Below are 24,468 nucleotides of genomic sequence, written 5' to 3' on the forward strand. Positions count from 1 at the left end.
TTCGCTTCATCATCAAAAAGGAGACAAGCGATGACCCAACCCAACTTCACGATCCTGTTCGTCGATAACGTCACGAAAAGCGCCGAATTTTATCAGGATCTCTTCGGTATCAAGCCGGTCGAGGCGTCCGAGACCTTCGGGCAGTTCATTCTGCAAAATGGCCTGAAATTCGGCCTCTGGTCACGTCACACAGCGCAACCGCCCGTTACGTTTACAGGCGGCGGTGCGGAAATCGTCTTTCAGGTGGAAAAGGACGGAGACGTGGATGCGTGGCACCGCGACTGGAAGGCAAAAGGGCTAGCCATCCAGCAAGAACCGACCGAGATGGATTTCGGTTACACCTTCGTTGCCGCCGATCCCGATGGTCACCGCCTGCGGGTTTACGCCGTCCACGACTAGGCTTTGACCGCAACGACGAACAGGCGAGGAAAACGCAGCAACCGCTGCCCGTCCGCCGTGGGCGGGTATGCGGCGTCGATGCGCTGCAGATAATCCGCCAGAAAGGCGGCACGGTTTTCTTCGCCTGCCGCCTCCAGATAAGGGCGAAGGCCGGTGCCCTTGACCCACTCGACGATAGCTTCTGCATTTCGCATCGGATGGTTATAGATCGTGTGCCAGATATCCACGCGCGCGGACTTTGGAGATAGCCGCTCGAAATAGGTAAGCGGAGAGGGCAAATTCGGTCTGCGTAGCCTGTTGCCCTCGAAGGCCGCTTTCCATGGCCCTGCGGCCCCGGTTTCCTGCATCGCAACATGCGTCGGTTCACCCATATTATCCGGCATCTGCACGGCCAGAACGCCACCGGGCTTGAGGTGATCCATCAGCGACACGAGAATGTCGAGGTGATCAGGCAACCACTGAAAAACGGCATTGGCGTAAAACAGATCCGCCTTCTGCTTCGGCCGCCATGTGGCGAGATCAGCCTTTTGGAACTCGGTATTCGGTAGTCTAAGCCGCGCTTTTTCCAGCATATCCGCATCGCTGTCGACGCCGGTTATGACATTGACGCCGTAGCGTTCGGCCAGCAGCTCGGTCGAGTTGCCTGGGCCGCAGCCCAGATCGTAGCCCGCGGTCAGCCGTTCCAGCGGCACTTGCGCCAACAGGTCGCTGGCGGGGCGGGTGCGCTCGGTTTCAAATTTCAGATATTGCTGCGCGGACCATGCCATGATGCACTCCTCTAAAGACACGAAACATCGCATGGCGGCATCCAGCGGGCCAGAGGCTCACTCATCAAAAAACGTGATGGGTCTATCGATAGTGGTTTTGAGATCGCGCAATAAATCCATGATCCGAGCCAGTTTTCCGTAACTTTCCATCAATTTCCGATATTGGTGGAATTTGGTCTTGACGCAAAAGGTGCGGAGGCATTCATTCCCGGCATATGCATAAGGAGAATGCCATGTCCGTCGATACAGCACCCCGTTCCCCCACCTGGACCTATGTCGATGGTCAATGGCTTCCCGGCAACCCGCCGCTGATCGGGCCGACCTCCCACGCCATGTGGCTGGCATCCACGGTGTTCGATGGCGCGCGTTGGTTTAACGGTCTGGCACCGGATCTCGACCTGCACTGCAAGCGCGTCAATCGCTCTGCCATCAGCATGGGCATGAAGCCGACCATGACGCCGGAGGAAATCGAACAGCTTGCGCTGGAAGGCGTGACGAAATTTGACGGCAACGTGGCCATCTACATCAAGCCGATGTATTGGGCCGAACATGGCATGCCCGGCAGCATCGTTGCCCCGGATGCCGCATCCACCCGCTTTGCGCTGTGCCTGTTCGAAGCACCGATGGATGCGGGCGCATCCGTAACGCTCACCGTCTCGTCCCTTCGCCGCCCATCGCCGGAAACGGCCATGACGGATGCCAAGGCCGGTAGCCTTTACCCCAATAGCGGCCGCGCTATTCTGGAAGCCCGCGCCCGCGGCTTCAGCGGCGCTCTGATGCTGGATATGAATGGCAATGTCGCGGAGACGTCTTCGGCCAACGTCTTCATGGTCAAGGACGGCGTCGTCTTCACGCCCGTTCCCAACCGCACCTTCCTCGCTGGTATCACGCGCTCCCGCGTCATGGGCCTTTTGCGTCAGGCCGGGTTCGACGTGCGCGAAGCGACGCTTTCCGTTCAGGATTTCCGCGAGGCCGACGAGATTTTCTGCTCCGGCAATTATTCCAAGGTGTCGCCGGTGACCAAGCTGGATGACCGCGAATTGCAGGCCGGTCCCGTGGCGCGCAAGGCGCTGGATTTGTATATGGAGTGGGCTACGGATTTGGTTTCTGAGGAGTGAGGGTTTAGCCTTTTAGGGAAAGACCCCCTCTGCCTGCCGGCATCTCCCCCACAAGGGGGGAGAAGGCTGGAAGCACAACCTCGTGCTGTTTCGAGCTTATGATATTGGCAAAAAATGAGCCACAATCTGTCTCCCCCTTGTGGGGGAGATGCCGACAGGCAGAGGGGGCTTCTTGCTCACCCCTGCACCAACACACCCCGCGCCACATCCACCACTGCCTGCGTCATCGGTTTCAACCTCTCCGCAGCCAGCTTGTTCACCTGCCAGTACAGCGGAATGTCCAGCGCCGTTTCCGCTACCAGTTCCACGAGTTTTCCCGATGCCAGATGATCACGGACCAGCATTTCAGGGTTCATGCCCCAGCCCATACCCAAGAGCGCTGCGTCTACGAAGCTTTGCGTGGAGGGCAACCAGTGGGTGGGGTGGACGACTGGCGCACCGAAAACACTTGACAACCATTGGTGTTGCAGCCGGTCTTTCTGGTTGAAGGTCAAGGCTGGTGCCTGCGAAAGACGCGCCTCGGTCACGCCAGCGGCAAAATGTCGGGCGATGAAATCGGGGCTGGCAGTGGCGCGGTAGCGCAGGGAGCCGAGTGGCGTGACCCGGCAACCCTGCACCGGCTTTTCAAGGCTGGTAACTGCCGCCAGAACCCGGCCGCGCTGTAGCCAGTCAGCGGTGTGGTCCTGATCGTCCACCGCGATATTCATCAGATAGTTTGAGCCGGTGGAAAAGCCGGAAATCGCTTTCAGGAACCATGTGCCAAGGCTGTCGGCGTTGGTGGCTATGTGTAGCGTCACCTTCTCGCCCGGTTGGTCCGGCGCAAGAAGGGCTGGCAATTGACCAAAAAGCTCCGTTTCCAGCATGCCGACATGCTCCATATGACGGCAGACCCATTCGCCCTTTTCGGTTGCTGTGCACGGGTTGCCGCGCAGGATCAATACGGCTCCGAGCCGTTCTTCCAACTGCTTGACCCGCTGCGAGATCGCAGAGGGCGTGACATGCAGGGCAAGCGCCGCCCTCTCGAAGCTGCCCGTCTGCACCACCATCATCACTGCGCGGAGCGCTGCATAATCCAACATGGAAATTAGCCTGCCTTAATCGGAATTAGAAACATTAACTGGATTAATGTACACGCGCTACCTATTCAGGGCCTTAAATGAAGGGCAGGGGCATGAATTTTTCGACCTATATGACGGGCGTGACGATGGGTCTGACACTGATCGTCGCCATTGGTGCGCAAAACGCTTTCGTGCTGCGGCAGGGTTTGCGCGGAGAGCACGTCTTCGCCGTGGTGTTTGCCTGTGCATTGTCGGATGCGATCCTGATCACTATCGGGGTAACGGCCTTCCGCCAGATTGCCGCCGTCCTGCCCGCCCTGGAGCCTGCCATGCGCTATGCGGGCGCGGCATTTCTATTCTGGTATGGCGCGAAAAGCCTGCAGTCGGCGCTTGGTGCTTCGAATGTTCTCGCCGCCGCATCCGGCACCGTGACCTCGCTCGGGTCGACACTCGCCACTTGTCTCGCGCTGACATGGCTCAACCCGCACGTCTATCTCGACACGGTCGTTCTGCTCGGCACGATCTCCACCCAGTTTCCAGGCGCTGAAAAGGCCTTCTGGGCGGGTGCCGTTACCTCGTCCTTCCTGTTCTTTTTCTGCCTCGGTTACGGCGCCCGCTGGTTACGTCCCATCTTCGCCAATCCGCGAAGCTGGCGCGTGCTGGAAGGCGTCATCGCGCTTACCATGTGGCTGATCGCCATCAAGTTGTTGACCGGTGGGTGAGCGTTGAATTTAGGTTTGAAATGGAGCAGGGACCGTGCACATTGTCTCTGTAAATATTCAGGATATTGAAATGCATTCCCAGCCAAAAACCGTTGTCACCATCCGCCCCTGTGAAGAAGGCGATATTGCCGCAATTACGGAAATCTATCGCCACGCGGTGCTGCACGGTACGGCCAGTTTTGAAATCGAGCCGCCTTCCGCAGACACCATGATCGAGCGCAGGCAGGCTTTGATTGCAGGCGGCTTTCCCTATGTGGTGGCAGAGGTGGAGGGGACTGTCGCGGGTTATGCCTATGCGGGAGCGCATCGGGCACGCCCCGCCTATGGCGCGACTGTTGAAGATTCCATCTATGTCGATCCTGAGCGCAAGGGCTTGGGTATCGGCAAGACCCTGCTTCTATCGCTGATCGATGAGGCGACCGTACGGGGCTTCCGCCAGATGGTTGCCGTCGTCGGAGACGCCGACAATGCGGCGTCCATAGGCGTTCATCGCGCCGCCGGTTTCGAGATGGTCGGCACACTGAAATCCATTGGCTGGAAGCACGGGCGCTGGCTTGATATCGTGCTGATGCAGCGCCCGCTGGGCGAGGCTGATACGACACCCCGCTTCTAATCGGAACCATAGGGGTCAGCGCGCGGCCGCGCCGGGAATGTCAATCTTTACGGCGTCTCGGGGCAACTCGCCGCCAATTTCGACGGTCTTGTTTTTCTTGTCGAAAACGCAGATCTGGCTGATCTCCGTCTTCGTACCCTTCGCCTTGCCGGTGATGATGGCAAGGCCGTAGCTCTGGCTGCCGAAGGGATCGACGACGATCTTCGGCTTTTCCATAACGCCCTCGATTGCGCCCAGGCAACGGGCCTGAACCTCCGCTGAAAATTCCTTCCAGGCATCGCCGGAAGACGCTGCGGCGGGCAGGGCGATGAGGCTTGCGATGCAAGCAGCTAGAAACTGTCGTTTCACGGCAATATCCTTCCTGTATCGTCGCTGGCGAAAGCGAACGGATTTTCTTGAATCGGTACGCAAGCTTGGCATGAAAAGTGTTTTTCCAAGGGCGCCGGGAAGAATTTTCTCTTTTGCTGGAACATTTTAACATTTAGCAGGTTGCCTCTCATGACGTCCGCTCTTATGGTCCGGGCACAGGTTTCAAGGAGCGGCCCTGCCGCTGCAACAAGGAGTAAACACCATGGCCTTCGAACTTCCCGCACTGCCTTACGATTACGATGCACTTGCGCCTTACATGTCTCGCGAAACGCTTGAGCTGCACCACGACAAGCACCACAAGGCCTATGTGGACAACGGCAACAAGCTTGCCGCCGAAGCCGGTCTCGCAGACCTTTCGCTGGAAGAAGTCGTCAAGAAGTCGTTCGGCACACATGCTGGCCTTTTCAACAATGCCGCCCAGCACTACAACCACGTCCACTTCTGGAAGTGGATGAAGAAGGACGGCGGCGGCAACAAGCTTCCGGGCAAGCTGGAGCAGGCATTCGCGTCTGATCTCGGCGGCTACGACAAGTTCAAGGCTGATTTCATCGCTGCTGGCACGACACAGTTTGGTTCCGGCTGGGCATGGCTGTCTGTCAAGGACGGAAAGCTCGAGATTTCCAAGACTCCGAACGGTGAAAACCCGCTGGTTCACGGCGCAGAGCCGATCCTCGGCGTCGACGTATGGGAACACTCCTACTACGTGGATTACAAGAACCTGCGTCCGAAGTACCTCGAAGCTTTCGTCGATAATCTCATCAACTGGGATTACGTTCTGGAGCGCTACGAAGCTGCTGCCAAGTAAGGTTTTACGCTTTCATTGATATCAACACCCGGCCTCAGCGCCGGGTGTTTTCATTTTGTCATATGGCTGTCATTGCCCCGTCCTATGCGGAGGCATCATGACAGAAAAAACTGCACCGCTTTTCTCCTTCGGCATTGTCGCCGATCCACAATACGCCGATGTCGCGCCGCGCCCGGATATGGGCCGCTACTACGCGCAGAGCCCTCAGAAGCTGGATGAGGCCATCGCCGCTTTCAACAGCCAAGACCTCGCCTTTGTCGTCACGCTGGGTGATATCATCGATCACGGCTGGGAAAATTTCGACATCATTCTCAACTGTTACGACAAGCTGCGCCACCGTAGCGTGATGCTGCCGGGTAATCATGATTTTTCGGTCGCGCCGCAGCATCTCGGCACAGTCCATGAACGCCTGTCGATGCCATCACCATGGTATGATTTCACGGTCGGCCATGTTCGTTTTGTGGTGCTGGATGGCAGCGATGTCAGCCTGTTTGCGCCCCCACAGGGTGATCCGCGTCGTGAACTGGCTGCGCAAAGGCTTGACGTGCTGAAACAGGCCGGTGCCATCAATGCCCAGAACTGGAATGGTTCTTTCAGTCCGGAGCAGGTGGCATGGCTTTCCGATACGCTGGACGCGGCTGAAAAGGCGGGCGAAACCGTCATCATCTTCTGCCACTATCCGCTCTATCCTGATAATGCCCACAATATGTGGGACGCGCCTCAAACCCTGGAATTACTCAGTACACGACGATGCGTGAAGGCGTGGTTCTGCGGGCATAATCACGTTGGCAATTACGGGCAGGTGAGCAGCACGCATTTCATGAATTTCAAAGGCATGGTCGATACCTTGGACGAAAACACTTTTGCCATTGCAGATATCTTTGAAGATCGCATTGAAATTCGTGGCTTCGGCCGCGAAGATAGCCGGACGTTGCTACTGTCAGCCTTGACAGACCGGCAGCAGGTCGCGGTGGCGCGGTGATAAAAGCCGACGGCCAAAGGCAACTTTATATACCTGATTTCGCTTTACAAATCACCGGAATGTGACTTCTTTTTGCCATGTGAAGCAGGCATCTTCGTCCACGCTCGCTCCAGCATGTCGGGCGGGTGGGACGCTGTTTTGCGATGACGACATGCGAGAACACAGAGCAGACACCCCTCCGGCGCGCCGGTTTCAGGAGAGAGAAACGATGAAGCTTAGAACCATTGCCGCTTCCATAATGATAGGCTGTCTTTGCGCCGGTGCGGTTTCCGCAGCTGGCGAGGTTGAGAAGCGCGAAGGCTTGATGAAGGGTATCGGCGGCGCCATGGGTGCGCTTGGCGCCATTGCCAAGGGTGAAAAGCCTTACGATGCGGCTACCGTCAAAACCGCTGTTACCACCATCAGCACCAATGCCAAGGCCTTTCCGGACCAGTTCCCGGCTGGTTCCGAGGGCGGCGCTGCGGCTCCTGCCATCTGGCAGAACTTCGTGGACTTCAAGTCCAAGTCCGAAAAGCTCGGTTCTGATGCCGATGCGGTTCTGGCGCAATTGCCGACGGATCAGGCCAGCGTTGGTGCTGCCATGAAGACCCTCGGCGCAGATTGCAGCAGTTGCCACCAGACCTACCGTCTCAAGAAGTAGTCGGTACCAGCCAAGGTCCGCCACCATACCGGCGGACCTTTTCGCATTGTAAATTCGGACGAATCGGAGAAGGCGATGGCTTCCATCTGGGCGAAGCTGGCGGGCGGTGCTGTTATTGCGGGTGCCGTCGGCCTTGGCGTTTTCATGTGGGTAACCGCGCCGCAACGCCAGCCACCAAGCCATTGGGCCAATCTGGGTGAGCCGAACCTTGCCAATGGTGAAACGCTGTTCTGGGCGGGCGGCTGCGCAAGCTGCCATGCCGCGCCGAATGCCACGGGCGACGCACTGAAGACGCTGTCCGGCGGGCAGGCCTTGCCAAGCCCGTTCGGCACCTTCCACATGCCCAACATTTCTTCTGATCCGCAGCACGGCATCGGCGCGTGGACAGTGGGGCAATTCGGCGATGCGATGACGCGCGGCGTCGGCAAAGACGGCGAGCATCTCTACCCGTCATTCCCTTACAACTCCTATGCGCGGATGACGCCGCAGGATGTGAACGATCTTTTCGCCTATTTGAAAACACTGCCGGCCAGCACCAATGATGCGCCGGGCCATGATCTGCCATTTCCCTTCAATATTCGTCTTGCTCTGGGTGGCTGGAAATTCCTGTATTTCGACAAGGGCAAGCCGCGCGTGCAGCTTGCCAATGCCGATGCGGAAGTCCTTCGCGGGCAATATCTCGTGGAAGGCCTCGGCCACTGCGGTGAATGCCACACCCCGCGCGATGCACTGGGTGGGTTCCTGAAGAACCAATGGCTAGCCGGTGGACCCAACCCGGAAGGTGAGGGGCGTATTCCCGATATCCGGCCTGAGTCCCAACCCATCGGTTCATGGTCGCAAGCTGATATCGCCAATTATCTCGAGACCGGCTTTACACCGGATTTCGATAGCGCCGGCGGTTCCATGGTCAAGGTGCAGCAGAACATGGCCCGCCTTCCCGCCGAAGATCGCAACGCGATTGCGGCCTACCTGAAGGCATTGCCGTCTCCGTGATCAGCCATTGACTCGGATCAGCTTCCGCCGGATAACGGTTGTGTGATGGTCTTTTCGGGTTCGCCCGGAAAGTGAAAAGGGAACACGATAGAAGCGCGAGCTTTGATTCGTGGCTGCCCCCGCAACTGTGAGCGGATAGCCTGAAAACGAAAAGCCACTGACTGCAAAGTTCGGGAAGGTGTTTTCAAGGTTACGACCCGCGAGCCAGGAGACCTGCCATCACGTGAGTGTCGTCAATACCGGCGGGGTGTCCGGAACAGCACGGTTGGCAGGTCGGTTCTCCGGCCTTCAAGACCTTGTGTCTCTTTCCCCGTGGTGAATGTTGAATGCGGTCGTGCGGCTTTTGATCAGCAATGCGCCCACCCGCTCAGGAAGGGATCACCATGTCTATCCAGCAGAATACGGCCACATCAGCCGTATCAACCAAAACATCGAAGATTGCGCAGTCGTTGACAGCCGCCGCACTTGGCCTGTTCATCGTCGGTTTCGTGGGCTTTTCGCATGTCGAAGCGGTGCACAATGCCGCCCATGATACGCGTCATGCCAATGCCTTCCCTTGCCATTGAGGGAAACAGAGATGCCATTTTTCCGTAATATCGTTTTTACCGCCGTTCTGGTGGGGCTGATTGCCGGTCTCGCCGTCAGCGTCATGCAGGCTGTCGGCACCACGCCTCTCATCCTTCAGGCGGAAACCTTTGAAAATGCCGGCGGCGAGGCTGCTCCCGCTCACGCCCACGATGCCGCAACACCGGCCGACCATCATCATGATGCCGAAGCCTGGACGCCTGCCGATGGTTTCGAACGCAACGCCTACACCATCGCCGCCAATGTGCTGACCGCCATCGGCTACGCGCTGGTCCTGACGGCGTTGATTTCGCTACGCGGCTCAGAAGGCGGCTGGCGCGAAGGCATCTTCTGGGGTCTTGCGGGTTTTGCCGCCGTCATGCTGGCACCCATGATCGGTCTGCCACCGGAATTGCCGGGCACGCCCGCCGCCGCTCTCGGCGCACGTCAGATGTGGTGGATCGCGACGGTCGCCGCAACGGCGGGTGGTTTGGCGCTGCTCGTCTTCAGACGGGGTGAGCCATGGGCTGCGGTTCTGGCCGTCATGCTCATCGCCGCACCACACGTCATTGGCGCGCCGCTGCCGCCGGAGGGCGAACACGCTTTGGCACCTCTGCCACTCGAGCGCCGGTTCATGGTGCTGGCAACCGTTACCAGTTTTGTGTTCTGGATCATTCTTGGTTCGCTGAGCGGGCTTTTCTTCAAGCGTTTCGACGCTGCCCGATAAGATGAAAAATGCAGTCGAGTGGAGCGATGAACTCGATGCGCTGCGTTTTTCCGTCCCCGGTCATGGCGCGCCTTGCGCCATGCACCGCCTCGCTTTCAAAGCGCTGCTGCGGCAAGAGCCTGAAAAGGCAGCGTGCCTACAGTTTTTCGAGAGTAATAGCCCGGCCTTCTTGACGGCCGCCGCAGCCAAGATCGCCCGTCTTGCTTTGCCAGTCGACCGCAGCCTGCACCTTAACAGTCGGGATTTGCGCCGCGCAATGACGTCCGATGACACGCAAGGACCAGCACGTGCCTGCCGCATTCTTGATCGAAGCTGAGTCTACCGATGTTCCGCCGAAAACACGGTGATTTCGGCCTCCGCCTCCGGTCCCCAGAGGTCGAGTGCTTTCAACACCTCTGCTGCAAATGTCACCGGCGCGCTGCCAGGTGCGGTAATGATGCCCTTGTCGCTGACGGCTTGCGGCTGGTCGCGGTAGTGTTCCGCGCCTTGATAGCTCTCGTATCTGCTATGTGAACTCACCGAATTGCCGGTATGGGCCACGTGGTTCAGCACGCCGGTTCCCGCGAGCGCACTCGCCGCCGCACAGATGCCTGCCACTACGCGGTCCTGCGCGCGAAAGCGGTGGACGAGGTCGGTAAAATCCGGTGCCACACCCTTTTCCCAGATCAGCCCACCGGGAATGACCAGCGCATGGATCATATCAGGGTCCAACGCATCATAGGCCATATCAGGGGTGACTTTCAGGCCGCCCATGGAAACGACGGGCGAACCATCAGGCGTTGCGGTCAAGATGTCGACGCCCAGATACCCACGTGCCGCCGCAGTCAACAATGCGGGTTCCCAATCGGCAAAATCCTCGGTTAGGGCCAGCGCAATACGAGGCATTCTCTTCTCCTGCAATCAACCACGTTGAAACACTAAACCGAAACAAGACCATGCCAAAAGCCTGACCGGCACGGTCGGTTCCGTTGTGTCTATCGCACTAAGCTAACGCCTGCATGAAACGCATGCCGGTCACGGGGCGTGGTATGAAATCCATGTTTTCGTAGAATTTGTGCGCAGCGAAATTGCCGGTTGCGGCACCCACCGAAAGGAAGTCGCAGCCACAACGCTTGGCAACATCACGAGCGCGCCCCACCAGATGCTGGCCGGTGCCATGGCCACGGTGGCCATCACGCACGAAAAGATGGTGCAGTTCCATGCCGCGACGGCCTTCCTGCGCACGGTAGAGCGGCAAGAGAATGGCGTATCCGATCAACTCGCCATCGGCTTCGGCAACCAGCGCCGTAATCCACGGCACCTGGCCAAACAGGTCGCGCTCCAGCTTTTCAGCCGTAATCGCTGCCGCATCGCCATGGTGGGCGGCAAGCAACGTGATCATCTCGTTAAGCTCAGGCAAATCGGCCTTGCGCGCACCGCGAATGGTGACAACGGGTGGTCTCGGTAGGGTCAGAAGGCTGTCTTCGGTCATTTTCTCGTCCTTCGGGTTCTGGTTTAGCCGTCAGGACATTTGAAAACAACAAAGCCGCCTGACGGCGGCTTGTTGACAAAGTGATCTGTCGAGCCGCCCTTAAAGGAAGGCCCAAAAATACGTGCAGGAAATGGGTGCGCGTGCGTTGATCATGCGAGGTTCAATGCGCTCGAATCGTAATTGTGTCAAGGCCAGATTTCTGGTTTATGCAGAAGCTGTCATACGAAGCGACTTCGTCGCGATTGCTGCCTCTGCAATATTTGCCAGCGTTGTTTTCGAGTAGGCCTTTTTCAACGCGGTTTCAGCTGGTCTATGCGGCACGTTCGATAGGATAATTGGGGTGGTCTTTTTATAATGATGCGAGGAGCATTTCACCTCCGACTAAAACGGTCTGACCATGAAGCATCCTTGCAAGACGATCATTGCTTTGCCGAGCACTGAAGTGCCACAAAAATGATGACGACCATATTGCTGGTGCCAGTCGCGGCATTGTAGATTCGTTTGCTTTGCAAGCTTATCGGAGTGAGTATCTAGTGATGAAAAATACCGCCAACGTAATCGCCGTAGATCACGCAGGGTTCGTTGTATCCTCGTTGGATGAATCCATTCGGTTCTGGACAGACGCGCTTGGGTTCACGCTTGAACGGCAGTCTGAGATGGGGGGAGACTTCCTACATCAGGTAACAGGTGTCGATGATCCGAATGTGCGGACGGCGATCGTGAGATCGGAGGGCGGCTTCGTGGTCGAATTATTACAGTATTCCAAGGGCCAGCAGAACGGAACCGTGGCAAATAGCGCAGGCGCGATCGGTGCCGCTCATCTCGCGCTGACCGTCCGCGACATCCATGCCGCCATTGCTCACGTTGAAGCTGCAGGATGGAAGGTAAAGGGAAGTCCACAGGCCATCCCAGGCGGTCCGAGAAAGGGAACGATGACAGCCTATGTTTCAGGCCCCGACCATATTACGATCGAGTTCATGCAACCGCCTGCCATTGATGGGGCTCAGTAGCCTCCCCGATTAACCACCTATCCCGCCCGTCTGATCGTTCGCAACCGGGAACCGTCGCGATGATGCGGGTGGACTATTAGAAAGTCTGCCGGAGCCCGCTGCTTAACAGGCTGGCTCCCCACCCACGAACTCTTCCCTCAATGCTCATGCTCACACAGATCATGGTTCGACAGCGCCCGGATGACATAACAATCCTCGATCGAATGGCCGTCGCAATGGGAAACGATGCGCTCCAGCTCGTGTTCCAGCTTCTTCAGCTTGGCGATCTTTTCGCGGACGGTCGTAAGATGGTCGGCGGCGATGCGGTCGGCGCCGGCGCAGGGCATTTCCCGGTGCTGACTGAGCGCAATCAGTTCGCGGATGGCATCTATGTTTAGGCCGAGGTCGCGGGCGTGGCGCACGAAAGCGAGGCGTTCCAGATCAGATTTTTCATAGCGGCGCTGATTGCCTTCGGACCGTTCCGCCGCACGCAACAGACCCATCTGCTCGTAATAGCGAATGGTCGGCACTTTGACGCCGGTGTTTCGGGAAAGATCGCCGATGGAATACATGGTCGCGCCTCATATCTCTAGTTTCTAGAGATATAGCGATCGGCTGATCGGGTGACAAGCCGTGTCGGGCGGAGCTTGCGAAGTTCTGCGCCTCCCTATAATATACCCCCCTATACTATATTGAGAAAGTACCATGTCACACACTATCGAGAACAAGGACAAGCTTCTGGCCCGCATTCGTCGCCTTAAAGGGCAGATGGAAGCCGTTGAGCGTGCGCTGGAAAGCGGCAAGCCGTGCGGGGAGGTGCTGCAATTGCTGGCATCCGTGCGCGGTGCGCTGTCCGGGCTGACCGGTGAGGTGATGCAGGATCATCTGCATGAGCATGTGCTTCATGCGGAAAACGACGAAGAGCGTGCCCGCGCCACGGAAGAGCTGGCGCAGGTCTTGAAAACTTACATTCGATAAAGGTGCGGCATGACGACGACAACCGAGCATCCTGACGCCCGCGGCACCCACAGCCACGTCTTTCTGGGGCGGGATCACGAGCGCAATGAGCGCCGCGTATGGACGGTGATTGCGTTGACGGCTGCAATGATGGTGGCGGAAATCACGGCCGGGAGCTGGTTCGGCTCTATGGCGCTGACCGCGGATGGCTGGCACATGGCCACCCATGCCGGCGCGATGCTGATTTCTGCGCTCGCTTATCTCTACGCTCGCAGGCAGGCCAACAATGCCCGCTTTACGTTCGGAACGGGAAAATTTGGCGATCTGGCCGGTTTTGCCAGCGCTGTGGTGCTGGGCGTTGCCGCGGTGATGATTGCCTGGGAAAGCCTGCTGCGCTTCTTTGCGCCCGTGCAGATCGATTTCAACCAGGCCATCGCGGTGGCGATGATCGGCCTCGTCGTCAATCTCGTCAGCGCGTGGCTGCTGAAGGACGACCATCATCACGGGCATGACCCTGGTCACTCACATGGCGGCCACGCTCACCACGGCGATCATGCCCATCATGGCACGCATGCTCATCATGGAAGCCATGGGGGTAAGGACAATAATCTGCGCGCCGCCTATCTGCACGTCCTTGCGGATGCGCTGACATCCGTTCTGGCGATTGTCGCTTTGCTGTTGGGCAAATGGAATGGTTGGACGTTCCTTGATCCTGCCATGGGCATCGTCGGCGGCATTGTCATTGCCCGCTGGTCATGGGGGCTGTTGCGCTCTGCTGGGGCTGTGCTGGTGGACGCTGTTCCGCAGGGCGACGCTTTGGCGGGTAAAATCCGCCGTGCCGTTGAAACCGAGGAAGAGCGTATCACCGATCTGCATGTCTGGCAGGTGGGGCCGGGGCACCACGCCGCTATTGTCGCGATCAAATCGCCATCACCGCAGGCTCCGGCTTTTTATCGACATAAGCTGGCCGCTATCCATGAGCTGTCACATATCACCGTCGAAATCGACGCTGCGGAGCTGGTCTGAGCGTGGTGTGATGAAAGCATCTGCTCGTGCAGAGTTTGAAACTATAGAGCCGCCTTTGCGCGGCTTTTTCTGAAAATTAATCAGATATCAATCATAAATATGGTTGTTGAACGCGTCGTGAATCGTCGAGAGACAATGTATGTCAGTGTTCGGTGTAGGCCTGCCGAAGCCACTCAGCTTCCAACTGCATGCTGGTTCCACCAATGCTTTGCGTCGTGGCGCTCTCGGCGGAAACGTCGTTGTTGACCGTCCACAAAACATTGGCAAGCGACGTGGATTGCAGAGCGTTCACAAACGAAATCTTGCCGCCGCTCAGCGTCGTCTCTTGCTGTTCCGGCGTCACGGTTTCCGTCTGGCGCTTTTCGATATGCTGAGATCTGCTGTGCTGTGCAGAGCCTCCAATATTATTATCGATATTCATCGCAAGCCCTTTCTCTGACCCGTTAATGAAGTATTAACGGTCGAAGCTTGCGCGAAGCTTGCGTCGTCGCGGTTGAGGAGGTGTTCACCGCTTGACAGGCGTGAAAGTAGTGCTTCGTTTTTGCATTTTAGGGGCTTGCAAAACAGGAAATGGCTCAGTTCTGCCGATTCCCCAACGTAAAACGCCCTTCGCAACGTGAGTCGCGAAGGGCTGGGAGAATCACGCGATGCGCTTTTCCGGTTCTGTGACCACCGCTGGCGGTGGGGTTACGTCGGCAGGCGGTTCATCATCCTGCGTGGCGGGCGTCACCATGGCCGCCATCAGCGTTTCGATGCCGATGCTGCCGACAGTCTTGCCATCCTCGTCCACCACATGCGCGGTGGTTTCGTTGGCGTCGGTCATGTCGCGGGCAATATTTTCCAGCGTGTCGGTTTCCAGAACCGATAGGTTCTCCGGTGCGGCGGTTGCTGGCTCCATGACCGTCGTTGCCTGCAACACGCGGCCACGGTTTACATCCCGCACGAAGTCGCTGACATATTCATTGGCCGGGTGCTGGATGATGCTCTGGCCATCACCCTGCTGCACCATCTCGCCGTCCTTCAGGATTGCGATATGGTCGCCAAGCCGCAAGGCCTCGTCCAGATCGTGCGTGATGAAGACGACCGTCTTCTGCAACTCCTGCTGAAGGTCGAGCAGCATGGTCTGCATATCGACACGGATGAGCGGGTCTAGCGCCGAATAGGCCTCGTCCATCAACAGAATGTCCGCATCATTGGTCAGCGCGCGGGCCAGACCCACACGCTGCTGCATGCCACCAGACAACTGGTTGGGGTAGTTGTCCTCGTAACCGTCGAGGCCGACCCGTTTCAGCCAGTAACGGCCCTTCTCGATGCTGTCCTTCCGCGCGACGCCTTGGATATCGAGGCCATAGACGCTGTTTTCCAGCACAGTGCGGTGCGGCAGCAGACCGAACTTCTGGAACACCATGGCCGTCTTGTGGCGACGGAAATCACGCAGGCTGGAACCGTTCATGGAGCAGATATCCTGCCCGTCATAGAGCACTTCACCCGCGCTGGGCTCAATCAGCCGGTTGATGTGGCGGATGAGCGTCGACTTGCCGGAGCCCGACAGCCCCATGACCACGGTAATCTTACCGCCTGGCATGGTGATGTTGATGTTGTTGAGACCGAGAACGTGGTTGTGCTTGTCGTTCAGTTCGGTCTTGCTCAAACCGTTTTTAACGGCCGCAAGATGTCTCTCAGGGTGCTTGCCGAAGATCTTGTAAAGTTGGCGGATTTCGATGTCCTTAGCCATGTTGCACCTCGCGATATTTTTGCAAACGCTTGCCGAAGGCCTGGCTGGCACGGTCGAACATGATGGCAATGGCCACCAGTGCAAAGCCGTTCAGAAAGCCGATTGTGAAGAACTGGTTGTTGATCGCCTGAAGCACGTTCTTGCCCAGACCGCCGACGCCGACCATTGAGGCGACAACGACCATGGCAAGCGACATCATGATGGTCTGGTTGATGCCGGTCATGATGGTGGGCAGCGCCAATGGCAGTTGCACATTGAACAGCTTCTGGGTGTTGGAGGAGCCGAAGGCATCGGCCGCCTCCAGCGTTTCCCGGTCCACCATGCGAATGCCCAGATTGGTCAGGCGGATCATCGGCGGTATCGCGTAGATGACGACCGCAATCAGGCCCGGCACCTTGCCTATGCCGAAGATGACGACAACGGGGATGAGGTACACGAAGCTCGGCATCGTCTGCATCACATCCAGACCCGGATTGATGAAACGCTGCAACCGCTCGGACCGCGCCATGAGAATGCCCAGCGGCAGGCCGATGGCAACCGCGATCAGGGTCGCAATCGCCACGATGGACAGCGTCGTCATCGCATCGCGCCACAGGCCGACCGCGCCGATCAGACACAATGAAACGGCAGTGCCAAGCGTGATGCGAAAGCTGCGCCCGGCCAGATGGACCATGGCCAGCAGACCGAGAAAGATGATGATCCACGGCGTCTGCGTGAAAAAGCGTTCGGATGAATTCAAGAATAACTGCAACGGGTGCGTGACCGTATCGATGACATCGCCGTAACTGCGAACGATATCGCGAAACCCGTCATCGATAGACTTGCGCGCCACGCGCATGGTGCTGTTGCCAATGGCCGGAAACTTGCAAAGCATATCCGGCAGAAGATTACAGAGGGCCATTATTGTTTTTTTCCCTTAGTTTTTTGTGGAGGGGCTTGTGGGTGTGGCTCACCCCCCTCTGTCCTGCCGGACATCTCCCCCTCAAGGGGGGAGATCGGCAAGACGCTCAGAGATCGCCAAAGTTGCGACGTTTGAGTTGATCGAGAGGTCACCACGGGTCGATCTCCCCCCTTGAGGGGGAGATGCCCGGCAGGGCAGAGGGGGGTGAGCCAAGACCACTAGGGATCATGGCTGCCTCCTCACATCACATCGAAGCCTTGATCTTCTCAGCCACCTCAGGCGAAACCCACTTCGTCCAGATGTCCTCGTTATTCTCGAGGAAATACGCCGCACCGTCTTCGTTGGTGCCCTGGTTTTCGTCCATCCATGCCAAAATCTTGGCCAACGTATCGTTGCCCCACTGGCGTTTCTTGACGTATTCAGCGGATGGGCCAGCCTTTTCGGCAAACTCCTTGGTCACGACGGTGTAGACGTCAGCGACGGGATAGGCGTTGGGCTTGGGGTCGGCGCAATCGGCCTTGGCGATGCAGGTGTCGTAGGCTTCGCGGTCCAGCGGCACGCCGTCATCCAGCTTCACCATGTCGTATTTGCCCATGATGGCCGTTGGTGCCCAGTAATAACCGAGCCAACCCTGCTTCTTTTCATAGGCGTTGGAAATGGAACCATCGAGGCCCGCAGCCGAGCCGGTATCGACTAGCGTGAAGCCCTTTTCATCGGCCTTGCGCGCCTTGAAAAGATTTGCTGTCGTTGGCTGGCAGCCCCAGCCGGGAGGGCAGCCGTAGACCGCACCTTTGCTGGCATCCTCAGGTGCCGGGAACAGTTCGGGGTGCTTCAACGCATCTTCAACTGTCTTGATATCAGGGTGTGCATCGGCGAGGTATTTCGGAATCCACCATCCCTCGACACCACCGTCGCTCAGGATTTTTACGTCCTGAATGAGGTTGCCGGATTTGACGGCCTCCTCGTAAGGTGCGCCCAGAGTGTTCACCCACATTTCAGGCGCCATGTCAGGCTGGCCTTTTTCATTCATGGAGGTGAAGGTCGGTGTAGTGTCGCCGGTCACGATATCGACTGTGCAGTCGTAACCGTTTTCCATGATGAACTTGTCGACGTAAGCGGCAACGCCTGCGGATGCCCAGTTCATTTCAGCGATGGAGATGTTGCCGCAATCTTCTGCGGCGTTGGCGGTACTTGCAGCAGCAGCGGCGAGTGTGAAGCCTGTGACAAGAATGGTCGAGGCGAGGAGTTTCTTCATTGTAAGACCCCCAAGTCTAATGCAGTGTTCATGTGAGGCATACCGGGGCACTGCAAAGCCCGGCCTGCCAAAGCGCCGGCGCGAAATCGTATCCGCAGCCAGAACGCAGAGCTAAAGCCATGGAGCGTGGATTTCGCTAGGTGCAGCGAAAGCTCCATGTCGAATGACACGCGCGGAAAGACGAACGAGAACCCGTCAAAGAAAAGCCGCTACGAAGCGACGAAGAGAGCCGCAGTCACAGCGGCGAAAAAGCGCATAAATATGTCAACGCTTTCTATAATACGGCGAGAAGATGATATTGCAACGCAAAATGCCGCATCGCAGCCATGCGCGGGGTGGCGGAACCATTTCGCATAATTCGCAATACTGTTGGATGTCGTATTTTTACTGATGAAATTCAGTGTTTAACTGAATAAAAAATTAAAATGCAATTAACTTTAAATATATATTCAAATAACCAGTGGTTTCGATTTTTTGTGGAAAAAAACATCGAAAAAATCATTTCGGGAAGTATTTTTCTCCAATAAATCCCATGTCGTCATCCTCGGGACAAGCCCGAGCATGACGATCCACACGTTTTAGCGTCAGACAGATGCCTTGCCAGCCACCTTCAGCGCAAACGCATATTCGAAGGCAATCTCCTCCAACCTCTGGAAGCGTCCCGACTTACCGCCATGCCCCGCCGCCATATTGGTCTTCAGCAGGATCGGCGCTTCGCCCGTCGTATACTCACGCAGTTTCGCCACCCACTTTGTCGGCTCCCAATAGGTCACGCGCGGGTCGGTCAGGCCGGAGATGGCGAGAAGCGGCGGATAGGGCTTCGCGGCCACATTGTCGTAAGGCGAATAGGCGGCGATCCACTGGTATTCCTCCTCCGACTCCAGCGGGTTGCCCCATTCGGGCCATTCCGGCGGCGTCAGCGGCAAGGTGTCGTCCAGCATGGTGGTCAGCACATCCACGAAGGGAACGGCAGCGATGATGCCCGCGAACTTTTCCGGTGCCATGTTGGCAACAGCGCCCATCAGCATGCCACCGGCAGAACCGCCTTCGGCAATGATGCCTTTGTAGGAGGTGAAGCCATCCTTCACCAGATGGTCAGCCGCGGCGATGAAGTCCTTGAACGTGTTCTGCTTTTGCTCCATCTTGCCGGTTTCATACCATTCGAAACCCTTGTCCTTGCCACCACGAATATGGGCTACGACATAGATAAAGCCGCGATCGGCTAGTGACAGGTTGTTGGTGTTGAAGGCAGCCGGAATGGAAATACCGTAAGCGCCGTAACCGTAGAGAAGGCAGGGCGCGGAACCATCCAGCGGCGTATCTTTCCGGTAGAGCAGGGAGACCGGCACCAGCGCGCCGTCATGCGAGGTCGCCACGATGCGGCGGGTCACGTAGTCGTCAGGGTCGTGGCCGGATGGCACTTCCTGGGTTTTCAGCAAAGTGCGTTCACGCGTCACCATGTCGTAATCGAACAGCTGGCTCGGCGTGGTCATGGAGGAGTAGCTGAAGCGGATGACATTGGTGTCATATTCGGCAGCGCCATGCAGACCCAGCGAATAGGCCTCTTCGTCAAAGGCAACGCTGTGCTCCTCGCCGCTCACGCGGTCGCGGATGACGATGCGTGGCAGGCCGTCGCGGCGCTCCAGCCAGATCAGATGGCGGGCATAGGCGTCGATATCGAGAATGAGGCGGCCCGGCTCGTGCGGCACGACTTCCGTCCAGTTGTCCTTGCTCGGAGCCGTCACCGGCGTCTGGCAGATGCGGAAATCCTTTGCGTCGCCATCATTGGTCAGAATGTAGAAAACGTCGCCGCCCTCGCACAGCGAATATTCGATGCCTTCCTCACGCTCCGCCACCACCTGCGGCTCGGCGGTCAAATCCTTGGTGGAGAGAAGGCGGTATTCGCTGGTTTCGTGGTCGTGAATGTCGATGAAGATGAAATCATCCAGCACGGAAGCGCCCACACCCATGAAGAAGCCGGGGTCTTTTTCCTCATAAACCAGGCGGTCGGAGGATTGCGGCTCGCCGATGATATGGTGGAAGACCTTGGAGGGGCGGTGGTTTTCGTTCTGAAGCGAATAGAAGAAACTATTGCCATCCGGCGCCCATGCGCCGCCGCCAGCGGTGTTCTCGATCACATCGGCCAAGTCTTGACCGCTTTCCAGCTCGCGGATGCGCAGCGTGTAATATTCCGAACCCTTGTCGTCATAACCCCAAATGCCGCGACTGTGATCGCTGGTCTGGTCGAGACCGGCGAGGCGGAAATAATCCTTGCCTTCGGCTTCCTTGTCACCATCGAGCAGCACATGCTTTTCGCCGCCACCGCGAGGTGTGCGGAAATAATGCGGCTGCTCGCCACCCGTCACAAACAGCGTGCCATAGGCATAGGGACCATCATTGACCGGGACGGACGAATCATCCTGCTTGATGCGGCCCTTCATTTCTTCGAACAGCTTCTCCTGAAGCGGCTTTGTGTCGGCCATCGCCGCTTCCATATAGGCGTTTTCGGCCTCCAGATGGGTGCGAATGGCGGGGTCGAGCAGGGTAGGGTCCTTGAACATGGCCTGCCAGTTGTCCGCCCGAAACCACGCATAATCATCGGTACGGGTCACGCCGTGATGCGTGTCGGTAATCGGCTTCTTTTCCGCAACGGGTGCCGGGGGCAGGTTTTTGAAAATGGACAAGATATACTCGCTTTCATGGGAAATCGGTCTGCGTGTGAAGAAGATGTAGAGTGCCACTGATGGTCGTTCAAGCTGGAAATGGTCCCGCTCAAAAGAAGCGTCCAGCACAATTTGGCCCGTTTTCGATCACAATTTGAGACTAGATCGCACATCTGACACATCCGTACGGATGACCAAAAAGCAATGGATTTGCGCTGCGAATCAAAAAAGAACAAACGAAAAGCCGACAGGAAACCATGCACAAGCTTACGCCCGTTGCCCTTCTCGCAGCCCTTCTCGCCCTACCATCCGCCATGCCTGCCATGGCGATAGACGCCAACGTCCTGCGTCAGTTGAACGTTCTGGCACCAGAAGAACGCCTTGAGCAGCGTTGCGATATCGAAGCCATGGAACGCATCGCCAAGGAACAGAAGGGCATGAAGCCTGACAAGGTCATCGCCTATGCCTTCGGCGATCCCGATGTGACCTCCGATAGCATCAAGGCTGGCGGTGCGGTTTTCAGAAGTTCCGGTGAGTGGTTCCGCCTGCGTTACAAATGCCAGATCACACCCTCGACGCTTGGCATCAAGGACTTCGATTATAAGGTCGGAGAAAAGGTGCCTGAAGCACAATGGGCCAAACATTATCTGTATGATTGAGGCGCCGCTGCCCTCATCCCTGTCACAAGGACAGAAATGAGGGCGCACAGCCTGCCCGTTGCCAATCCGCAACGATATCTAACTGATTTCTTATTGATATTGCCGCCTGCTGATTTGCCGCTTAATCCTTTTCTCAGAGGGTTTTGGGGATAGGTCTATGGATGTGGGTTTTCACGGGCTTTCGGCGTTTCCGCTGACACCGGCAGATGAAGACGGTGTCGTCGATGTCGAGGCTTTGTCGCGGCTGATCGAGCGTCTGGATGCGGCTGAGGTCGATACGATCGGCCTTCTGGGCAGCACTGGAAGCTATGCCTATCTTTCCCGCAGCGAACGCCTTCGTGCCATCAAAGCCGCAGCGGAATGCGTGAAGGGCAAGAGGCCGCTCATTGTCGGCGTCGGAGCCCTTCGCACCAGCGAATCCGTTGCGCTGGCAAAGGATGCGGAAGCTGCCGGTGCCGATGCGCTGCTGCTGGCCCCGGTTTCCTACGTGCCGCTGACGCAGGAAGAAGCCTATCATCACTTCGCAGCCGTCGCCGGTTCAACCAGCCTGCCGCTCTGCATCTACAACAATCCGTCGACCACGAAGTTTGCCTTTGGTGACGAGTTGCTGGTTCGGCTTGCCTATATTCCGCACATCCGCGCCGTCAAAATGCCGCTGCCATCAGACACGACATTCAAAGACGAACTGGAACGCTTACGCCCAAGGCTGGGTGAGGGCTTTGCGATAGGCTACAGCGGAGACTGGGGCGCGTCGCAGGCTGTGCTTCAGGGTGCGGATTGCTGGTATAGTGTCATAGGTGGGCTGTTGCCGGTTCCGAGCCTTCGCCTGCTGCGCGCAGCGCAAGCGGGTGACACGGCGGAGGTGCAGCGGATTGAGGCATATTTCCAGCCGCTCTGGTCGCTGTTTCAGGAATTCGGCAGCTACCGCGTCGTCTATGCGGCGGCAAACCTGTTGTCGCTCACCCACCGCCAGCCGCCCTTGCCGATCATGCCGCTCAGCCTCAGCGATTGCGCACGCGTGGAAGAAGCGCTGGCAAAGCTCTCAGAACTCGATGGCCTTCCCGCCGCCACGCCATAATTCCGGCGTCTTGCGGGCAGATTGGCCTTGGGCTCCAGATCAAACAAGGCATCCGATATGCTGAAGACAATTGCTTTTGCCGTATTGACGGCCGCGTGCGCGTCCCCCGTTTTTGCAGGCAACGGCCTGCTTGAGCCGACGCTGAAAATGCAGCCGAGCAAGGCCCATGCAACACGCGTGGCTATCACGCTCGATGCCTGCATGGGCAAGACGGATTTTCGCATTCTCGATACGCTCGTCAACGAGAAAATACCGGCCACCATTTTCGTCACCGCCCGTTGGCTGAAGCACAACCCCGAAGCGCTTGCGATCATGATGTCGCATCCGGATCTGTTCGAGCTGGAAAACCACGGTGAAAATCACATTCCGGCTGTCGACAAGCCCGTCTCCATCTACGGTATTGCAGCGGCAGGCTCGACAGCAGCGGTGGCGCAGGAAGTCGAAGGCGGCAGGCTCGCCGTCGCTAACGCCACCGGCCATCAGCCGCAATGGTTTCGCGGTGCGACCGCCAAATACACCAACTCTTCCATGGCCACCATCAACCAGTTGGGAGAGCGCGTCGCAGGCTTTTCGATCAACGGCGACGGCGGCTCGCTGCTGGGCGCTGGTATGACGGCCAAGCACATCGCCTCCGCCAAAGACGGCGATGTCATCATCTCTCACATCAACCAACCCACCCATGAAGCAGGTGAGGGCGTCGTGCGCGGACTGATGGCGCTGAAAGCGCGCGGCGTTATTTTCACCCGCCTTGATGACCCGGCCTTCAACGCGCCCTCCAACTGATCAAGCCGGCAGGTTCGGCACCACGCGGCGGGAAGGAAAGAGCTCGCGGGCTATGGTCATGCCGATGAGCGAGAGCGGCAGGGCGAGCATTGCACCTGCGGCACCCCACATCCATGTCCAGAAAATAATGGCGACGAAAACCAGGAACGGATTGATTTCCATGTTCTTTCCCACCACAGCCGGGAACGCCAGATTTTCCATCAGCAGGTGAATGGTGAAGAAGACGAGCGAGGGCAAAAGCGCAAACAGCATGCTGTCATGCGTCAGAATGCCTGCGATTGCCAGCGATAGCGTCATGGCGGTGATGCCCAGGAAAGGCACGAAGCTGGACAGGAATGCGAACAATCCCCACAAAAACGGCATGGCGAGGCCGCCCGCATAGGCGATGATGACCATGATGACGCCCAGCCCGGCATACATCAGCGAGGCGGTTGCAAAATAGGAACTCAGCACATGTTCGATGGAGGCGATGGTGCGGATGGTGCGCAGACGCTGGTGTCTTTGTGGAAAGGCCATGATCATGGCTTTGCGCAGTCTGATGCGGCTGTAGAGGAACAGAAGCAAAGCGGCGAAGAAGATCAGGCCCTGAATGATGGCGGGGGTCAGGTTCGATCCGATGACCGAAATGATGTCACCGCTTCGCGATATGACGGATTCCAGCGAGATCGAACTCAAGCTGAAGGTCGCCGCCGAAAAATTCAGCCATCGCAGGCTTTGCAAATAGGGCACGAAGCGATCAATGGCTTTTTCGACAATGCCCGGACCTTCCGATGCCAAAGTGGACAGCGGATCGATCAAGGAGTTGATCACGAGGAACAGCACGAAAGCAACCGCTGACGACAAAATGACCGCCACCGCAAATCCGGGAATGCCGTAGGAGTTGAGCTTGCTCGCGGCAACACCGAGGATCATGCCCACAACGATGGCCATCACAACCGGGATCAGAATGATCGACAGTGAGTGTATGACGCCCATCAATATGATAAAGAAGATGCCGACGATGGACCACGCCACCGCCACATCCAGCGCTTCACGCCCCAGCGGTTGCTGGCTTCTTTCGTCGTCCTGTGCTGAGCCGAGCGCCCCACGCATGATCACGTCGGCCGTTATGGTTCCAGCACTGTGTTTTCGGTTCGTCACCGCTTGTTCATTCATCCAGCAGTCCCCCATTAGACCACATAACGCTCGATAGAT

29 protein-coding genes and 1 riboswitch are annotated in these 24,468 nt (G+C 57.6%); of the genes, 17 read left to right on the forward strand and 12 right to left on the reverse strand.

The window, feature by feature from the left end:
• Nucleotides 1-30 precede the first annotated feature (30 nt).
• The gene (locus ATO67_RS16665) at nucleotides 31-399 is read left to right on the forward strand and encodes a VOC family protein (RefSeq protein ID WP_067651781.1); all 369 of its coding nucleotides are present in this window, start codon (nucleotides 31-33) and stop codon (nucleotides 397-399) included.
• On the opposite strand, the gene tam is transcribed toward ATO67_RS16665, so the two are convergent.
• A complete protein-coding gene (gene tam, locus ATO67_RS16670; RefSeq protein WP_067651784.1) occupies nucleotides 396-1,166 on the reverse strand; it encodes a trans-aconitate 2-methyltransferase in 771 nt (256 codons plus the stop codon). The two genes, ATO67_RS16665 and tam, sit on opposite strands and share 4 nt — an antisense overlap.
• Nucleotides 1,167-1,399: 233 nt before the next feature.
• Here tam and ATO67_RS16675 point away from each other — a divergent pair, with 233 nt between their 5' ends.
• A complete protein-coding gene (locus ATO67_RS16675; RefSeq protein WP_067651787.1) occupies nucleotides 1,400-2,284 on the forward strand; it encodes a branched-chain amino acid aminotransferase in 885 nt (294 codons plus the stop codon).
• A gap of 176 nt (nucleotides 2,285-2,460) precedes the next feature.
• Here the strand turns inward: ATO67_RS16675 and ATO67_RS16680 are convergent, their stop codons facing one another.
• The gene (locus ATO67_RS16680; protein ID WP_067651789.1) at nucleotides 2,461-3,363 is read right to left on the reverse strand and encodes a LysR family transcriptional regulator ArgP; all 903 of its coding nucleotides are present in this window, start codon (nucleotides 3,361-3,363) and stop codon (nucleotides 2,461-2,463) included.
• 92 nt (nucleotides 3,364-3,455) lie between these two features.
• Between ATO67_RS16680 and ATO67_RS16685 the strand changes: the two genes are divergently transcribed.
• Complete coding sequence (locus ATO67_RS16685; protein WP_067651791.1) at nucleotides 3,456-4,064, forward strand: LysE/ArgO family amino acid transporter; 609 nt, start codon at nucleotides 3,456-3,458, stop codon at nucleotides 4,062-4,064.
• Nucleotides 4,065-4,134: 70 nt separating this feature from the next.
• Nucleotides 4,135-4,677, forward strand: a complete 543-nt coding sequence (locus ATO67_RS16690) for a GNAT family N-acetyltransferase (RefSeq protein ID WP_067652012.1) — start codon at nucleotides 4,135-4,137, stop codon at nucleotides 4,675-4,677.
• A 15-nt stretch (nucleotides 4,678-4,692) separates the two neighbouring features.
• Here the strand turns inward: ATO67_RS16690 and ATO67_RS16695 are convergent, their stop codons facing one another.
• On the reverse strand, nucleotides 4,693-5,025 hold the full coding sequence (locus tag ATO67_RS16695; RefSeq protein WP_245304011.1) for a hypothetical protein: 333 nt from the start codon (nucleotides 5,023-5,025) through the stop codon (nucleotides 4,693-4,695).
• A gap of 223 nt (nucleotides 5,026-5,248) precedes the next feature.
• Here ATO67_RS16695 and ATO67_RS16700 point away from each other — a divergent pair, with 223 nt between their 5' ends.
• The 7 genes from ATO67_RS16700 (at nucleotide 5,249) to ATO67_RS16730 (ending at nucleotide 10,073) form a co-directional block, all read left to right on the forward strand.
• Nucleotides 5,249-5,851 carry a superoxide dismutase gene (locus ATO67_RS16700; protein WP_067651793.1) on the forward strand — a complete coding sequence of 201 codons (603 nt, stop codon included), beginning with the start codon at nucleotides 5,249-5,251 and terminating at the stop codon, nucleotides 5,849-5,851.
• 97 nt (nucleotides 5,852-5,948) lie between these two features.
• Nucleotides 5,949-6,833 carry a metallophosphoesterase gene (locus ATO67_RS16705; RefSeq protein ID WP_067651796.1) on the forward strand — a complete coding sequence of 295 codons (885 nt, stop codon included), beginning with the start codon at nucleotides 5,949-5,951 and terminating at the stop codon, nucleotides 6,831-6,833.
• A 208-nt stretch (nucleotides 6,834-7,041) separates the two neighbouring features.
• The gene (locus ATO67_RS16710; protein WP_067651799.1) at nucleotides 7,042-7,473 is read left to right on the forward strand and encodes a c-type cytochrome; all 432 of its coding nucleotides are present in this window, start codon (nucleotides 7,042-7,044) and stop codon (nucleotides 7,471-7,473) included.
• 75 nt (nucleotides 7,474-7,548) lie between these two features.
• Nucleotides 7,549-8,466, forward strand: a complete 918-nt coding sequence (locus ATO67_RS16715; protein ID WP_067651802.1) for a cytochrome c — start codon at nucleotides 7,549-7,551, stop codon at nucleotides 8,464-8,466.
• 29 nt (nucleotides 8,467-8,495) lie between these two features.
• Nucleotides 8,496-8,701: riboswitch (cobalamin riboswitch) on the forward strand.
• Nucleotides 8,702-8,849: 148 nt separating this feature from the next.
• On the forward strand, nucleotides 8,850-9,032 hold the full coding sequence (locus ATO67_RS16720) for a CbtB domain-containing protein (protein WP_067651805.1): 183 nt from the start codon (nucleotides 8,850-8,852) through the stop codon (nucleotides 9,030-9,032).
• 11 nt (nucleotides 9,033-9,043) lie between these two features.
• Nucleotides 9,044-9,757, forward strand: a complete 714-nt coding sequence (locus ATO67_RS16725; protein WP_067651808.1) for a CbtA family protein — start codon at nucleotides 9,044-9,046, stop codon at nucleotides 9,755-9,757.
• A 1-nt stretch (nucleotide 9,758) separates the two neighbouring features.
• On the forward strand, nucleotides 9,759-10,073 hold the full coding sequence (locus tag ATO67_RS16730) for a hypothetical protein (RefSeq protein ID WP_067651810.1): 315 nt from the start codon (nucleotides 9,759-9,761) through the stop codon (nucleotides 10,071-10,073).
• 2 nt (nucleotides 10,074-10,075) lie between these two features.
• Here ATO67_RS16730 and ATO67_RS16735 read toward each other — a convergent pair whose 3' ends face one another.
• Nucleotides 10,076-10,642, reverse strand: a complete 567-nt coding sequence (locus ATO67_RS16735; RefSeq protein WP_067651813.1) for a type 1 glutamine amidotransferase family protein — start codon at nucleotides 10,640-10,642, stop codon at nucleotides 10,076-10,078.
• Between the two features lie 97 nt (nucleotides 10,643-10,739).
• Nucleotides 10,740-11,228 (reverse strand): GNAT family N-acetyltransferase, encoded by a 489-nt coding sequence (locus ATO67_RS16740; protein ID WP_067651816.1) that lies wholly within the window; start codon nucleotides 11,226-11,228, stop codon nucleotides 10,740-10,742.
• Nucleotides 11,229-11,764: 536 nt separating this feature from the next.
• On the opposite strand from ATO67_RS16740, the gene ATO67_RS16745 reads away from it, so the two are divergent.
• Complete coding sequence (locus ATO67_RS16745; RefSeq protein ID WP_082760304.1) at nucleotides 11,765-12,238, forward strand: VOC family protein; 474 nt, start codon at nucleotides 11,765-11,767, stop codon at nucleotides 12,236-12,238.
• Between the two features lie 137 nt (nucleotides 12,239-12,375).
• Here the strand turns inward: ATO67_RS16745 and ATO67_RS16750 are convergent, their stop codons facing one another.
• Nucleotides 12,376-12,789 (reverse strand): MerR family transcriptional regulator, encoded by a 414-nt coding sequence (locus ATO67_RS16750; protein ID WP_067651818.1) that lies wholly within the window; start codon nucleotides 12,787-12,789, stop codon nucleotides 12,376-12,378.
• A 133-nt stretch (nucleotides 12,790-12,922) separates the two neighbouring features.
• Between ATO67_RS16750 and dmeR the strand changes: the two genes are divergently transcribed.
• Nucleotides 12,923-13,195: a Ni(II)/Co(II)-sensing transcriptional repressor DmeR gene (gene dmeR, locus ATO67_RS16755; RefSeq protein WP_067651822.1), complete on the forward strand. Its 273-nt coding sequence runs from the start codon at nucleotides 12,923-12,925 to the stop codon at nucleotides 13,193-13,195.
• A 9-nt stretch (nucleotides 13,196-13,204) separates the two neighbouring features.
• Nucleotides 13,205-14,200, forward strand: a complete 996-nt coding sequence (gene dmeF, locus ATO67_RS16760; RefSeq protein WP_067651825.1) for a CDF family Co(II)/Ni(II) efflux transporter DmeF — start codon at nucleotides 13,205-13,207, stop codon at nucleotides 14,198-14,200.
• Between the two features lie 142 nt (nucleotides 14,201-14,342).
• Here the strand turns inward: dmeF and ATO67_RS16765 are convergent, their stop codons facing one another.
• From ATO67_RS16765 to ATO67_RS16790, 5 genes are all read right to left on the reverse strand, one after another.
• Nucleotides 14,343-14,621 (reverse strand): hypothetical protein, encoded by a 279-nt coding sequence (locus tag ATO67_RS16765; RefSeq protein ID WP_067651828.1) that lies wholly within the window; start codon nucleotides 14,619-14,621, stop codon nucleotides 14,343-14,345.
• Nucleotides 14,622-14,840: 219 nt separating this feature from the next.
• A complete protein-coding gene (locus ATO67_RS16770; protein ID WP_067651831.1) occupies nucleotides 14,841-15,935 on the reverse strand; it encodes a quaternary amine ABC transporter ATP-binding protein in 1,095 nt (364 codons plus the stop codon).
• A complete protein-coding gene (locus ATO67_RS16775) occupies nucleotides 15,928-16,836 on the reverse strand; it encodes an ABC transporter permease (RefSeq protein ID WP_067651834.1) in 909 nt (302 codons plus the stop codon). The genes ATO67_RS16770 and ATO67_RS16775 overlap by 8 nt, the downstream gene beginning before the upstream one ends.
• Nucleotides 16,837-17,080: 244 nt before the next feature.
• Nucleotides 17,081-18,091 (reverse strand): ABC transporter substrate-binding protein, encoded by a 1,011-nt coding sequence (locus ATO67_RS16780; RefSeq protein ID WP_067651837.1) that lies wholly within the window; start codon nucleotides 18,089-18,091, stop codon nucleotides 17,081-17,083.
• Between the two features lie 584 nt (nucleotides 18,092-18,675).
• Nucleotides 18,676-20,775: a S9 family peptidase gene (locus tag ATO67_RS16790; protein ID WP_067652021.1), complete on the reverse strand. Its 2,100-nt coding sequence runs from the start codon at nucleotides 20,773-20,775 to the stop codon at nucleotides 18,676-18,678.
• A gap of 236 nt (nucleotides 20,776-21,011) precedes the next feature.
• Here ATO67_RS16790 and ATO67_RS16795 point away from each other — a divergent pair, with 236 nt between their 5' ends.
• From ATO67_RS16795 to ATO67_RS16805, 3 genes are all read left to right on the forward strand, one after another.
• Nucleotides 21,012-21,413, forward strand: coding sequence for a DUF930 domain-containing protein (locus tag ATO67_RS16795; RefSeq protein WP_067651843.1), 402 nt, complete (start codon nucleotides 21,012-21,014; stop codon nucleotides 21,411-21,413).
• Between the two features lie 157 nt (nucleotides 21,414-21,570).
• On the forward strand, nucleotides 21,571-22,491 hold the full coding sequence (locus ATO67_RS16800) for a dihydrodipicolinate synthase family protein (RefSeq protein WP_067651846.1): 921 nt from the start codon (nucleotides 21,571-21,573) through the stop codon (nucleotides 22,489-22,491).
• Between the two features lie 57 nt (nucleotides 22,492-22,548).
• The gene (locus ATO67_RS16805) at nucleotides 22,549-23,274 is read left to right on the forward strand and encodes a polysaccharide deacetylase family protein (RefSeq protein WP_067652024.1); all 726 of its coding nucleotides are present in this window, start codon (nucleotides 22,549-22,551) and stop codon (nucleotides 23,272-23,274) included.
• Here the strand turns inward: ATO67_RS16805 and ATO67_RS16810 are convergent, their stop codons facing one another.
• On the reverse strand, nucleotides 23,275-24,429 hold the full coding sequence (locus ATO67_RS16810) for an AI-2E family transporter (protein WP_067651849.1): 1,155 nt from the start codon (nucleotides 24,427-24,429) through the stop codon (nucleotides 23,275-23,277). It lies immediately after the preceding gene.
• Between the last annotated feature and the right edge of the window lie 39 nt (nucleotides 24,430-24,468).

The organism is Agrobacterium bohemicum (assembly GCF_001562555.1).
GTDB lineage: Bacteria > Pseudomonadota > Alphaproteobacteria > Rhizobiales > Rhizobiaceae > Agrobacterium > Agrobacterium bohemicum.